The organism is Pseudomonas sp. DSP3-2-3, from assembly GCF_049898225.1.
In the GTDB taxonomy this organism is placed as follows: Bacteria; Pseudomonadota; Gammaproteobacteria; order Pseudomonadales; family Pseudomonadaceae; genus Aquipseudomonas.
In genome coordinates this window covers 509524-522464 of the sequence record NZ_JAFCXH010000001.1, presented here as the reverse complement: position 1 = coordinate 522464, position 12941 = coordinate 509524, and the positions used below count along the sequence as shown (strand labels likewise).

Below are 12941 nucleotides of genomic sequence, written 5' to 3'. Positions count from 1 at the left end.
TTCTTGCCGCTTGTGGCTTGCAGCTTAAATCTGCTGGCTTGCCAGCCTTAGCCCACTGCCCCGCTGGCAATTGATCTGCACCTGCGCAAGCCCCAGCCAGTCGGCCAGCTGCCGCAGATTGCTCGCCAGCGCCTGCATGCCCTCTTCGTCCAGCCCGGTTTGTTCTTCATGCACCGCGTGCACGGCGAGACGTCCGTTGGCGCGCTCGGCGCGCAGATCGACGCGGGCGGCGATGCGTTCGTGGTGCAGGAACGGCAGCACGTAATAGCCATATATCCGTTTGGCCTGCGGCGTGTAAATCTCCAGCCGATAGCGAAAGTCGAACAGCCGCTCAGTGCGAGCCCGCTCCCAGATCAGTGAGTCGAATGGCGACAGCAAGGCGCTGGCCGCCACTTTGCGTGGAATCTTGCTATCCGGCAGGCAGAATCCCGGCTGACGCCAGCCCTGCACCTGGACGATTTGCAGTGCGCCCGCTTCCACCAGTTCGGCCAGCGCCACGCGGCTCGGCAGTGGGTCCTGGCGAAAATAGTCACGTAGGTCTTTTTCGGTACCGACACCCAACGCCGCTGCCGCGTGCAGCAGCAAGCCCTGCTGAGCGTCGTTTTCGCTGACTTCGGGATGATCCAGAATCGTTGCGGGCATCACACGTTCGGGCAAATCATAGAGCCGCTCGAACCCCCGCCGCCCGGCTACCGTCACTTCGCCTGCGGCAAACAGCCATTCCAGCGCCATCTTCTCCGCACTCCAGTCCCACCAAGGCCCCGCGCGTTCCTGACGGGTACTCAGACTGCCTGCGCCCAATGCGCCCTGCTCGCGCACTGCCTGTAACACGCGGACGATGGTCGACTGTTGTTCGCGACCGAACGTCGCCAGTTGTTGATAGATGCCTTCGCCTTGAGCAGCGCGCTGCATGCGCCAGCGCATCAGCGGATACAGCTCGATAGGCAGCAGCGAAGCTTCGTGACCCCAGTATTCAAACAGCTTGCGATGGCGGCCCTGACTCCAGGCGGCCTGATCAAGGAGTGTCTGGGAATAGTTGCCCAACCGGGAAAACAGCGGCAGGTAATGGGACCGAACCAGTGCGTTGACCGAATCGATCTGCAAAACACCCAGGCGCTGGATCAGTTGCGTGACATGGCTGGACTTGATGGTCGCCGGCGGCTGCCGCCCGTTGAAACCCTGGGCGGCCAGCGCCATGCGACGTTGTAAGCGCGCGCCGCATTTGGCACCGCGTTGCATTTCTTTTGGCACCGCAACTGGCGGACAGCCCTCGAAATAATGGCGATTCATTTGGCACCACAACCGCCTGACGGCCTCGCCGTCTAGCCAACGCCTGAGAACTGAACTATTCTCCTGAAAACAACTGTATGAACATACAGCATCTGGGAGTTTCTAACGTGGCAAAGATTGTTGAGCTAGACCAAGTACGACGCAAGCGGACAGCCGAGGCGCACGCCGCTGTGTGGGCCGCTATGGCTGACCTTCCCTCTCACTTTGCAGCCGCGCATTGCGCGCCCGCGAGAGCAATGCTTGGCTGGTCAGTCGAAGCCTTAGCGTTCCGGTCTGGCGTTTCTGTGAATGCGATCAGAGGCCTTGAGCTGGGCGTTCGTGACTTACGTCGAGTGACCATGCAAGCCTTGTCATACAGCTTAGAAGAAGAGGGCCTTATCTTCCTTCCTAACAATCCCCCTATGCGAGGCGGCAATTGCAGAGGTGGCACGACTGACCCGAAAGAAAGAAGTGATTACCACTTGCTTGAATGACACCCGATAACGCCTATCGACCTGAGCCGGATGTTGCATAGTGGCTGCTACCTCCAAGCCGCACACCGGCCCAAAAGATCCAGGCTCGCCACTTCGCCACCCCTTCAGCTCTCAGGGCACGATACAGCACGTCGTCCGCGTCTTTACGGCTCAGTTGACCGCTGGTGTAGAGCTTGTCGTGGATGGTTGCCGCGTAGTTGCCGTAACCAGCCACAAGGGCGTACAGGGGAAACAGTACGACGTTATGCAGAACTTGCAGACTGGCGAAATTAGTCTCAAAGCCGATTTCTACCAGTAGACGTCCGTGTTGATCATCATCAAGCACCAGATCTGCGAGCAGCCTGTGGTTCCACTTGCCCCGCTGCTCTGTTTTAAGTGTCGTTAGGAATTGACTCAATCCGGCCACCCGGCATCAATCATGGCATCAGTGATAGTGTCGTCCGCTACCGCAGCGATCAACTCGCCCTCACGGTCGTAACATGCCTGGACGTAGTTGAACGCAGCATCTCCGATTTGGACCATCTCAGCATTCGTCGTAACGCGATAAAGAGGCTGCCCGGTCATTGGGTTACCGCACTTCCAAACAGCACTATCACTTCTGACACCATCTTTTGCAGCCGCTCGCGCGGAAGCGATTTTTGGTTGCGATACCCGGTCAGTATCAATGAAAACACTATTCCAAATGAAGCCGCGAACCTCGGCAGTGTATCGACGGTCTGCGATTTTATCAGTCCATGTTTCAGCGGTCGGTGTGCTTTGATCAACCCAAGCGCCGTTTAGGAATTGAGGCGGCTGACCCACCGTATAGATTGGGGGCAGAGTCGTTGAGTTCTCAGGGACTCCATCGCTCTCACAGCCACCGATCAAGTATCCCTGTGCGTTATAAATATAGTGAATAGCCATTAGCGAACCCTCACATATTGGCCTGCGGTCCCGCTCAGATACATCCAATCGCTTGTACTTAAATTCTCTGTATAAACAAGCTGATTGTAAGTGACACCAGACGAAACAAATGGCGCTGTAATGAGGAACGCCCCATTTCCGAATACTGAATAAACAGCTCCTGCAATACCATTCGCCCGCTGTGACCAATTAATCGCATCATAGGAAGTCATAGAGCCTGTTGCGCCGCCATTACCGGTACACAACCAAACCCCGTCCCCATATGCTAGCTGTCCACCGGTATAACTGGCTGGCGTTACTCGTACCGTCCACGTCAATCCGTCAGGCGACGTGACGATACCAGCGCCTGCCGCAGAGCTGCCTACGGTGGCTACAAACAATCCACCCGCATAAACGACTGAGCTATAAGCTTTGTTCGGCAAACCTGCCACCACAGCAAACGCTATGCCGTCAGTTGTGCGAATCATGTTACCGCCAGGGTTAAGCGCGATAACACAGTTTGGGCTTGCTGCTGGGTAATATCCGCCGCCAGGCGTTGCCCTCTGCGTCCAAGTTACGCCATCTGGCGAAGTCGCACACGCGGTGCTATTCGTGAATGCAATGTATAACCCTAACTGATCAGACCAAACCACTGACTGATAAATCAACGAGGGCATGTTGCTAGTTGCCCATGTGATGCCATCACTTGAAATGCAGCACGTGGACGCAGCAGTACCGCCTTGAGCAGCCCCGACAGCAACAAACTTTTGATTACCAACTGGTCCGCCGTAGCATATGCCATTCCAGTTAAGACTTGAGGTGGCGGTAGACGGTGTCCATGTAATACCATCGAATGAGTAAAGCGAATCTGCCGAAGTGTTAGTCGCGTTGGAAGTCATCATAATGACGAACATTCCTTTGCCAAAGGTTCCACAGCGGGCGAGCGAACTACTGCCAACTAGTGGTTGAGCGACCAGACTGAAAGCATATGCACTCTTTCTCGGAAACGCCGCCGACATTTCAGGATAAAGGGAGCGTTGAATCGAGGTGCCAATGGCTTTATAGGCGTCTCCACTCGCAAAGACTGTTGCAAGCCCGCCTAATGGAACACTGGATACCGTGAAGCTGGCGCCGCCAGAGGCGGTATTTACGTTACCCACTTATTATCCCTCCATCCCATGTGCACGAACCGAGACATTTGCCAGACTGGAGTAGACCCATAACTTTTCGCCAGCCGACATAACGATTCCCGTATCTTCATAAAGACCATTGCCCGATATCAACATATCGAAGCTCAGATAATCGGCGCCGCTCGGTACAGCGCCGGAACCGACAGCTACGCGCACCCGGATTGACGCGGCATTTCGGTTCGCAACGCGAACGTTGACGGTTGCAATTTTTGATGCTGGTACGGTGTAGATCAGTGTATCGGTAACGGCGAGCAGATCGGCTGAGCCAAGCTTTCCAGATGGCATTATATTTGCCCCATGAAGTAGGAAATATATGAGGCTTGGAGCTGCCCCAGATTGATTGCATGCTGCGATTTTGTCCCGGTCGGGACTTGAATATTAGCGCCTGTGCAGCCTCGCAATATCCAAGAGTCAAGCCCAACGCTATAAACAATATCGGCAATACCCGTCGCGAATACTTCGCCGCCTTGTAGTGCCTGCTGTGCTGCACCCAATAGCGGTTTAGGGCCAATCCCGTTGACGGTGATTGTTGATGCTCCGCTGTTCGTAGTTTTAGCAAGGAAGCGCAGAGGCATACCATTAGCAAGTGCTGTGAACGTGGGCGTGTAATTGACGACATAGACGTTAGCGGTGCCGCCATCAACGGCAAAGCTGCTATCAGCACTACGAATTATCGTCTTGATTGCCGTATAGACCTGGTCGTCTTTATCAGGATCTAGAGCAAACCCGCTTTTCTCTACAACGCTCACTAGTTCGCGCTGTATCGTGTTCAACCATTCAGAGCGCAGCAGCGTCGCATAAATGCCTTGTGCCGCACTACCTTCCGTAAACTCGCCGCTGCTATCGGCGGTATCGGTACTGGCTCCAATCTTCTGCATCAGTTAATCCCGTACTTAAATAGCAAAATTGACTCTGCGGGTTTCAGTTGACCCAGGCGGCACTCAAGGGCCTTTCTAACTGGGTCAGTTTCAAGCGGAATCACAGGGACATCGACGCGCCAGGTGAATGACCAATCCCCGCCGTTGATGGGATCGCCCGCTTTGGCAAACCCAGCGCGCGCGGGCCGGAAAGTTGCAATCGTAACGTCATAGCCAAGGCTCTTCGCGAGTGCGATAAAGAACGGGCGACTTTGCCCGCCACGATTGCGCAACTTGCTTACAACAGCCTGCACACGCTGTTCCGGGGTTTGAGTTACGCCCTTTAGGCAAGGGTCGGGTAACGCCAATGTGCGTTCCCAATCGGTCAGTCCGGCGCCCGTGTCGGGGTATATCGTTGAATGAACTTCATCCGACCGACCGTCAGATACAGTGAGTGCATTCGCCTCGGCTTCGATGACCGCAGACAGCTTCGGAGCCAGACCGTCGTATGAGACGGGCGGCAGCAACAGCCTTAGTTGATCGGCAAGGCTGGTCACTGCATCAGGCCCAAGGTGATTGTTCCGGGGCGAATCCAACCGATTAGCGCGAGGTTGTCCGAGGCATTCAAGTTATTAGCGGGCGTGCGTACAGCGCGATCAATAACACCCGGCAAGTTGTTGACCATGGCCTCGATCTGCGAGCGCTTGAGCATGTCGCGCGGCTTCATGGCGCCTAACAGCGTCTCATAAGCCGACTGCGCCATAACCTGGACCTCTTCCAAGAGGTAGTCGTCCGCAAGTTCGACATCCGCTGTTGAGTTGACAACGCGGACTGCCGGGACGAACACCCAAACGTCAGAGATGACTGAACACTGGCTTTCGATATTAGCCAGGCACTTGGCGACCACCTCAACAGGAGGAACACCCGTGCTGCCGGTGATGATCACATCGACCGTGCCCGCGCCACGGCGCTTTGGCAGCACCAGAGCATCGTCCACGCCATCGACCTCTTTGGCCCAGCGCTTGTAGTCAGCTAGAGAGCCGCCAGCAGGTGGGGTTTGCAGATCCTCAAGGAGGCGAGCCAACAGAGACTCCGCCGACTCCTGATCAACGCCGCCGCTGGTGCTGCCTACGAAAGCAGCTGTCGTACTCATGCCTAGCGGCGGGCTTGTGAGCACCGCAGCACCGGCCAGGTCGTTGAGTGCAGCACCTGAAGTCTGTGCCTCGCCCATCACGATTGCAGTGCCATCGGTGCCAAGTTTCGCGCTAGTAAGGGCGGTAAATAGCTCACCTGAGGCGACATGCTTGATGGTCGAGCCAATCAGCAGCTCGACACCAGGAGTGCCCTGAAGAGCAACGGGGCCGCGTGAAGCGACTGCCTCTTTACGGTCAAGCCCGCGCAATGTCGCTGCCCTGACCATCTCGTCTTCGTCGGCTGAGTCGGGGAAGATCTGGCGGTACGTCCAAGCCAGCTTCTGATACAGCCCCTCAATGGCGGCGGCAACGGCGGCAGAGCGCACGTAATGGTCGCTGTCGCTTTCAATGTCGGCCTCGCTTTCGAGGCTTCGGATATCCCGCAGGATGCCCGCCAGGATGCTGTCGAGCGATGGAGAGGTAAAGGCCATGTCAGATCACCCTTACAGGATGGCGAAACACCTGCGGATTGCCGGTGGCGTCGATGATTTCAATATTGAGGTTGAGCCAGCCGCTATGGGGCTGGTCGGCAACGACCGTGATGCGCTTGGCCCGACCGTTATCGAGCAGAGGCTTAAGGGCCTCTTCGGAGTACTGCTTTGCGAGGATGCCGACGCGGGGCCGGTCTTTCTCGCGGCGCAGCTCATGCAGTCGGGAACCCAGCGAGGTATCAGCCCACCAACTGCCAAGAGGCGTCATCAGACGGATGTACACGGCATTGCTCAACGTCTGGATGCGCTGGCCGGTCAAGTCGCCTGAGTTGGTGTTTATGCCTGAGTCCATGTCGGGCAGGATGCCCACGCGCCTGCGCGAGCGGTATTTCAGGAGCGTTTAAGACTGCTCGCCTTGCTGGCTACTGTTGCTGGGTTGGCGTTGGGCTATTGCCGTGCTGGTGGACGTTGTAGATCTCGCGGTCAGCCTGCATCGACCGAACGCGGTCGCTGATGTCAGCGGCGCTTGTGATGCTGCCCGTAACGTCGGCTTGGCCGTCTGTCTTCTGGTCGCCGGTCATCTCGACCAGGGGCGTTTCGAAGCGCACTTTGACCCTGGCTTTGACCACCAGGGTATCGGTGGCCACCTCAACAACACGGCCGCGTTTCATATGCACGTAATCGCCTTCGTCGGTGTAAAGCGACACCTCGCCATCAGCTACAGCAATCCGGTAGCGGCCGTCCTCGCTGGCAACCACAATCGTGTGCTTGCTGTTGCCGCCGACTGGAATTGCAAGGTATTCGGCACCGGGCAGCGGCGCAGAGCTGAAGCCATAATGCTGGAACAATTCGCCCGCCACGGTCTCACCGGCCAGCCCTTCCATGTTGGTGCCTATCAATACGCCGTGGTCGTTGTTCGCCGCGACAGCCCGGAATGGATGTCTGAAGCTCGCCATTACGCGGGCGACTTGCTCACGAACCAGTTGCGGTATGGACTTCATCAGTACCCCTTGATCTGTTGGATAAAGCCCGCGTCTTCGTTGCCCTTCTTGTGCTTTTTGACCTTCGCACCGTCGATTACCCACGTCTTATCTTCACGCAAGCGCAGCTCAGTGATAGCGCCCTCGCCACGGGACAGGCGCAGGGTGCGAGCCATGAGAAAGTAAATTGCATCAATGCCATGCGGCTCACTGCGCACGACAACCCGCTGACCTGGCGCCCATATCTGACCGTTTGGCGCTCGATGCCCGGCGACAATGGCGCGGCCCTCAAAGCTATCCAACTTACTGTCGGCCAACAGCTTGGTAGCACGGGTCTTGGCGATGTCCTGGTTCTCACACGCACTGTCGATGACCACCTTCGGGCGAAAGATCCCGCGCCGCGCCAAGGTCTCATCCTGGATGACGGAGCGAACATGCGAGCGCGATGTATCAAGGCCGTCATTGTCGTACTGCCCGTGCTGGCCGAGGACAGTGATTTGACTGAAGCGGTTGGCAATCGAGCGCCGGACGCTCAGGCGCTGGACATTGTTGCCCACGCCATCCTCACGCAAGATCAGCGCTCCAACAGGCGGCGCGGTGTAATCCGGCCCGCCAATGATCAGCCGACCATCGGGTTCAACCCAAGGCCACAGGCCATTCACTTCAGCGACTTGCAGCAATGCTTCCCAAGCGGTTTGGCCCGGCTCAATCTGCACACGGCGGCGGGTGTCGGCACCCTTCGGCGCCCTGATTTCAACCTGGTAGGCGCCCAAGGGTTTTACGACCAAATCAATAATCTGCTGAAGCGAGACCTCGCGAGCGGCAACGAATGGACAAGAGCAATCGACCAGTGCGGCGGCCATGTCCCGACCCGTAATACGCAATGCAATACCTTGACGGGAAACGTCATGCTCAAACTCGTCTATTTGCCCCGTGAGCACGGTGTCGCCGCTCAAGGTCAGCGTACAAGGCGCACCCTCGGCCAATACCTTGGGCAGCCGTACAACCTGTTTGCTGTAAAGCTCAAGCTCGAAGCCATCGGCGGGCGTCAGCAGATCAGACTCAACCGACCACCCGGCCCATGTCTCATAGGATGCGCCGCCAATCGACAGGCGTATAAATTCATTCTGCGTAGGCACGTAGCACCTCACCGGCATTGATGTTGTGGGGAGTCTTCAAGCCGGGGTTGAGACGAATCAACTCGACAGCGCGGGTATGGTCGCCATACCACCTATGAGCAAGCAGGCGAAGGCTTGCGGGCGTTTCAACAATACGGTCAACCATGGGCGGACGCAGCAAGATCACCTGGCGGGCACGCACCTGGATCAGTGCCGCCGTATTGCGCAGTGCTTCAATGACCGGGCGGGAGGTCTCAACATCGTACAGGCGCCGCTGAATGAGGATGGCGGACTGGACAAGCGAGCGCACCAGGTTAACCAGGCCCTCCAGATCCAGCGGGCTTAGAGTCGGCGTTGTCGCCTCCTCTTCAATGATGACGGCCACCGCCTGAGCATGGGCCAGAGCAAGTTCAGTGATGACCAGGACAAGCAATGCAAATGCATTGGCCTCGACCGGATCAGTCGGCATGCCGAGGGGCAAAAGGTCAGCGTCTGGCTCTGTACCCTGTCTTGCACTGACCAGAAATGCAGCGCCGACACGGGCAGCCGCAGGCGTCAGGCCATCAGCGCCGGGCAGCGTGATCGGCAGTCCCGACTTAGAAAGCAACGCGGTTGCCGTCGTAGGCGTGCCGCCCTGGATCGCTGACCGGATCTCTGTCGGAGTGCGGAACAGATCATGCAGCGGATCGAACGCCGCTGATGAGTGCTTGAACATCGACGCCACGCCCGACACTACGCCGAGGATCTGCGACCGCAGCTGCGCAAAGCGCAGGCTGATGCCCGGCAGGCCAAGTGCCTTTTCGATCAGACCGACCCAGCCGCCGCCGATCCATGACTGAATCTCGCTAACCAGGGAGTCGATACGACCGAACAGCTCAAACACGCCATCCTGCCAACTCGGGCCGTCGTCAATGTAGACCGTTTCGCTGCCTGTGATATCACCGAAGGGGCGGAATATCAGCGGAGTGTCCGGCGTATCCTCGACAAACAGCACAATGACTTCGGCGTAGTCCGGCATTTCTGCGTGGTGCTTCACTTCCCAGGTATTGGCAACCACGCTGAGTACACCGTAGATTGGGTGTACCAGCTCACCAGGGCCGGGTATGTCCAAGGCACTGATGATGTCTTGCAACTGGATTTCGTAGTTGTCGCCCCAGCAGACAAGACGCAGCTGAAACTTCCGCGCGCCACGGCCAAGATCGACAACCGAGTCACCGTCCTGGAACGGGGTCCCGTGCTCTGCAAGTGAGCGCTGCGCCTGCAAGGTCTCTTCAATAACTTGGATATCAGAGCCACGATATGACGCATCGAGCAGCGTTTCTGACCAGCTCATTGTCCGCGTCTCTGCTGAATGTTCGCCCGGCGTTCAACTTCGGCAGTAATCATGTGAGAGTCCGTCCGCACCTCAATGACCAACGGCTTACCAAGAAGCTCTTGCAGACGGGCCACTGCGGCTGGCGTCTCCGCACCCGCAGTGACGGCGCGGTTTGCAATACCCGCCGCCCAGTCCTTGGCACCTTGTACCGGCAAGCCAGCTGCTGTCATGCCGGTCTCTTGCATCGCAAGGCGCTGCGCGTTGCTCGATAGCGAGTCCTGATCCTGCTTTGGGTTCTGCTCTGCAAGGGCAATTCGATTGCGATAAAAAGCGGTTTGATAGGAGCGCTCGCCCTCATTCAGCATCACGTTTCTTTGAGCATCGCGTAAACGGCCCTCGTCTGTACTGGCACTATCGCCGCCGAGCTGCGTAGCGCTGGCGCCCAATGCAAGCGGACCCAGCCACGGGGCCAAAAAGCCGCCTGGCTTGCCCTTCTTGTCCTTCAATGCATCAGGCAGGTCCGGCTTAATCTCAGGCCCGCCCTGCATGTTCCCCGGCCAGTTCGTGACGAACACGGAAGTTACGCCTGTCGCTTCCTCCAGAACCTTGCCGACAGCAATGTTCTTCAGTGTCTCAGGCCCACCCATGAACTTATTCAGCAGTGCGCCTGCACCGGCTTTGGCACCGCGACCAGCGTAATAACTACCTACACCGAGCGCGGCACCACCCGCCAACATCTGTTCGCCGGAAAGTTTGAGGTCATCGAGCAAGTACGACCCCATATCGGCAAATCCTTTGTTGAGGGGCTGCGCCATGCGGTCTATTGCCTGCCCAAAAGTGGCTTTCATCCGCGCTGCGGTGCCGGTGGCGCTCTCGGTGTTTTCCTTAAGGTCTTTGTCCAACACCGGACCGGCATTGTTGATCTGCTTGGACTGATCGCCAAATGTCTTCAGCCGATCGCCGGTCAACATAATGCGCATACCCCGGATGGTGTCCTGGTCCATGCCCTTGAACACCACACCCATGAACTGGGCGCGTTCCTTGTCTGTCTTGAGCTTGTCGTACTTGCGCTTCAGGTCGCCGAACACGCTTTCGGGGTTCCTGGACTTGCCGTCCTTCTCAAAAAATTTGACACCGCTGGTTTTCGTGATGGTGTCGCGATAGGTTTTGTTGCTGAAGACACGTAGCGTCGATTCGGCCAACGTGCCCAGCCGATCTGGCTGCATCTCGACCGTGGAAAGTGTTTCTGCAAACGCCAGCGCCTGCGACATGTTCATGCCCGCAGCAGCAGCCGCGCCGCCAATCTTGGGGAACAGGTCGGCGAGGTTTTCAAGTTCAGCGTTGCCGAGGCGACCGGCAACCGTCATCTTTTGCAGCAGCTCAAGGGCGGCACCCTCTTTGTTCAGGTCAACATTGAAGGCACTTGCCCCCGCAACAACTGCCTTGCCCAACACGGCAGAGTCGGCGCCTGTTACTGCCGTTGCCTGCCCAATCGCCGCAGCGGTTTTCTTCGCCGGTTCGTATTTGACGCCAGAGGCGATCAACGTGTTGAAGCCGCTGTCTACGGCTTCACGGTTCACGCCATAGTCCTTGGCGATGCGCCAACCCTCATCACGCCATTCGTTTTGTTGCTCCGGCGTCATGTCGGCTGTCTGCTTTGTCCTGATCAACTGGCGGTCCAATTTTGCACTGCCGGTCAACCCGGCAACGACCCCAACCCCAACGCCCAACCCGGCCAATTGGCCCTGAGCAGTGCTACCAAGCGCCTTGATACGGTCGAACTCCTGACGAACACCTACCGCAACAGACTTCAATACGCGAAGGTGCTGCGCGCTGTTGCGAGCCATCTTGCGGAATGAGTCTTCGGTCTTTTCGACGCTCTTACGCAGTGGCTGGACGCCCTGACGGTCGGTGTTGGCCAACTCCGTTTTGGCATCGCGGGCGGCTTTCTTTGCCGCAGCCGACATCGCTTTCAGCTCGGCAGAGGTCTTGCTGACTTCCAACCTTGTTTCAGCGCCAGCCTTCGCTGTTTCACGCATGGCCCCACGGACGACTTTATAGCTCGTCGCCCCGGCCTGGCCTATCTTGGTCATGGCCCCGGCAGCCTTCCAGCTTTCGTCGGCCAGGGTTTTGGCGCCTTCCTTGCCTGCTTTGCGAAGGTCGCGATTGACCTGCTCGATTTCGCGCCGGCTGTTACCAGCATTGGCCGTGAAACGAAGCGCGACACGCAGATCAGAACTCATCGAACACCTCAGGAGGTCTTACAGGAAGAAGAAAGGCCCGTCATCGAGCCTTTAGGTGGTGGTGGTGTCTAGCGCTTGCCCTTCTTGCGTTTTCCGGGCTTACCCTGACGACGGCTGACATAGCGCGTGGCCGTGGACTTGCCGACGATCAGATCCACACGGGTATCGATCTCGGCGCGGGTCATGGCCCTGAATTCGGCAAGGCTGTAGCCGAACCGGATAAAGGCATGCTCGATGCGGCGGAAGTTGATGAGGCCGCGCTCGGCGGCGCGAGCTTTTTTTCCAGCTCTTCATCCGCAAGAGCGATGACTGATAAATCGCTTTCGGTCAAACCTTCCCGCAGCAAGTCGGTGGTCAGGGCTTCTGCCGGAATCGCTCCTAGCGAAAGCAGCTGACGCCGGAAGGTTTCCAGCGTCACCAGCTGGAAAGGGCCGTCCGGGTGTTCTTCCTGTGCGGCGATCAAGTCACCGGCTACACCGACTCGCAAAGTGAATGTCCGGTGGCGAGTGCCTGCGTAGTAGACGCCGATGGGCAGTTCGCGGGTGATGGTCAGACCATCCCATTGCTTATTGGCTTGCACGCTCATGAGGTCACTCTGTGTAGTAGTTGAGAGCGGAAATGGTCAGGTCACGCGTGGCCTCACCTTCGACCTGGTACTTGCTGCCCATCTCCATCAAGGCGCAACCCGTCCAGGTCTCGCGCTTACCGCCGCCGTCCTGCGGATAGATTGTCAACTTGGCATCCAGCAGAGCGCGCCAGTCCGGCTCACCGTCTTTCGGGATGGCAACCGCGATTTTCAGTTCATGCTCTTCGATGCCCTTGGACGTACCACTTGGCCGACCGGTACGGTTCATGGTCTTGACGACCTTGCGCCCGGTCTTGAGGCTAGGCTCCATACTGGTGACTTCGTATTCCGTGCCGTTGATTTCGAGGACGATTTGCCCTACGTAGCTATCAGCCATTTGAATG

The 12941-nt window shown here is 57.6% G+C and carries 16 protein-coding genes; 1 reads left to right on the top strand and 15 read right to left on the bottom strand.

Going from position 1 to position 12941, the window contains the following annotated elements; genetic code table 11:
* Positions 1–24 precede the first annotated feature (24 nt).
* Complete coding sequence (locus ACP7E4_RS02505; RefSeq protein ID WP_426111497.1) at positions 25–1239, bottom strand: winged helix-turn-helix domain-containing protein; 1215 nt, start codon at positions 1237–1239, stop codon at positions 25–27.
* Between the two features lie 128 nt (positions 1240–1367).
* Here ACP7E4_RS02505 and ACP7E4_RS02500 point away from each other — a divergent pair, with 128 nt between their 5' ends.
* Positions 1368–1763, top strand: coding sequence for a helix-turn-helix domain-containing protein (locus tag ACP7E4_RS02500; RefSeq protein WP_426111350.1), 396 nt, complete (start codon positions 1368–1370; stop codon positions 1761–1763).
* A gap of 13 nt (positions 1764–1776) precedes the next feature.
* On the opposite strand, the gene ACP7E4_RS02495 is transcribed toward ACP7E4_RS02500, so the two are convergent.
* The 14 genes from ACP7E4_RS02495 to ACP7E4_RS02430 form a co-directional block, all read right to left on the bottom strand.
* The gene (locus tag ACP7E4_RS02495) at positions 1777–2160 is read right to left on the bottom strand and encodes a DUF1353 domain-containing protein (protein WP_426111348.1); all 384 of its coding nucleotides are present in this window, start codon (positions 2158–2160) and stop codon (positions 1777–1779) included.
* Complete coding sequence (locus tag ACP7E4_RS02490; protein WP_426111346.1) at positions 2157–2666, bottom strand: DUF4376 domain-containing protein; 510 nt, start codon at positions 2664–2666, stop codon at positions 2157–2159. The genes ACP7E4_RS02495 and ACP7E4_RS02490 overlap by 4 nt, the downstream gene beginning before the upstream one ends.
* Positions 2666–3805 carry a hypothetical protein gene (locus ACP7E4_RS02485; protein WP_426111344.1) on the bottom strand — a complete coding sequence of 380 codons (1140 nt, stop codon included), beginning with the start codon at positions 3803–3805 and terminating at the stop codon, positions 2666–2668. The genes ACP7E4_RS02490 and ACP7E4_RS02485 overlap by 1 nt, the downstream gene beginning before the upstream one ends.
* 3 nt (positions 3806–3808) lie before the next feature.
* Complete coding sequence (locus ACP7E4_RS02480; RefSeq protein WP_426111342.1) at positions 3809–4120, bottom strand: hypothetical protein; 312 nt, start codon at positions 4118–4120, stop codon at positions 3809–3811.
* The gene (locus tag ACP7E4_RS02475; RefSeq protein WP_426111341.1) at positions 4120–4713 is read right to left on the bottom strand and encodes a hypothetical protein; all 594 of its coding nucleotides are present in this window, start codon (positions 4711–4713) and stop codon (positions 4120–4122) included. Before ACP7E4_RS02475 ends, ACP7E4_RS02480 begins: the two co-directional genes overlap by 1 nt.
* Positions 4713–5249, bottom strand: a complete 537-nt coding sequence (locus ACP7E4_RS02470) for a YmfQ family protein (RefSeq protein WP_426111339.1) — start codon at positions 5247–5249, stop codon at positions 4713–4715. The genes ACP7E4_RS02475 and ACP7E4_RS02470 overlap by 1 nt, the downstream gene beginning before the upstream one ends.
* Positions 5246–6316 (bottom strand): baseplate J/gp47 family protein, encoded by a 1071-nt coding sequence (locus ACP7E4_RS02465; protein WP_426111337.1) that lies wholly within the window; start codon positions 6314–6316, stop codon positions 5246–5248. Before ACP7E4_RS02465 ends, ACP7E4_RS02470 begins: the two co-directional genes overlap by 4 nt.
* Position 6317: 1 nt before the next feature.
* The gene (locus ACP7E4_RS02460) at positions 6318–6686 is read right to left on the bottom strand and encodes a phage GP46 family protein (RefSeq protein ID WP_426224876.1); all 369 of its coding nucleotides are present in this window, start codon (positions 6684–6686) and stop codon (positions 6318–6320) included.
* A gap of 52 nt (positions 6687–6738) precedes the next feature.
* Complete coding sequence (locus ACP7E4_RS02455; protein ID WP_426111333.1) at positions 6739–7317, bottom strand: phage baseplate assembly protein domain-containing protein; 579 nt, start codon at positions 7315–7317, stop codon at positions 6739–6741.
* Entirely contained in the window at positions 7317–8435 is a 1119-nt protein-coding gene (locus ACP7E4_RS02450) for a phage baseplate assembly protein (protein WP_426111331.1), read from the bottom strand. The genes ACP7E4_RS02455 and ACP7E4_RS02450 overlap by 1 nt, the downstream gene beginning before the upstream one ends.
* On the bottom strand, positions 8419–9747 hold the full coding sequence (locus ACP7E4_RS02445) for a DNA circularization protein (RefSeq protein ID WP_426111329.1): 1329 nt from the start codon (positions 9745–9747) through the stop codon (positions 8419–8421). Before ACP7E4_RS02445 ends, ACP7E4_RS02450 begins: the two co-directional genes overlap by 17 nt.
* Positions 9744–11972 (bottom strand): phage tail tape measure protein, encoded by a 2229-nt coding sequence (locus ACP7E4_RS02440; RefSeq protein ID WP_426111327.1) that lies wholly within the window; start codon positions 11970–11972, stop codon positions 9744–9746. The genes ACP7E4_RS02445 and ACP7E4_RS02440 overlap by 4 nt, the downstream gene beginning before the upstream one ends.
* Positions 11973–12153: 181 nt before the next feature.
* Entirely contained in the window at positions 12154–12558 is a 405-nt protein-coding gene (locus ACP7E4_RS02435; protein WP_426111325.1) for a hypothetical protein, read from the bottom strand.
* Positions 12559–12562: 4 nt separating this feature from the next.
* Entirely contained in the window at positions 12563–12934 is a 372-nt protein-coding gene (locus tag ACP7E4_RS02430) for a phage tail protein (protein WP_426111323.1), read from the bottom strand.
* Positions 12935–12941: the final 7 nt, after the last annotated feature.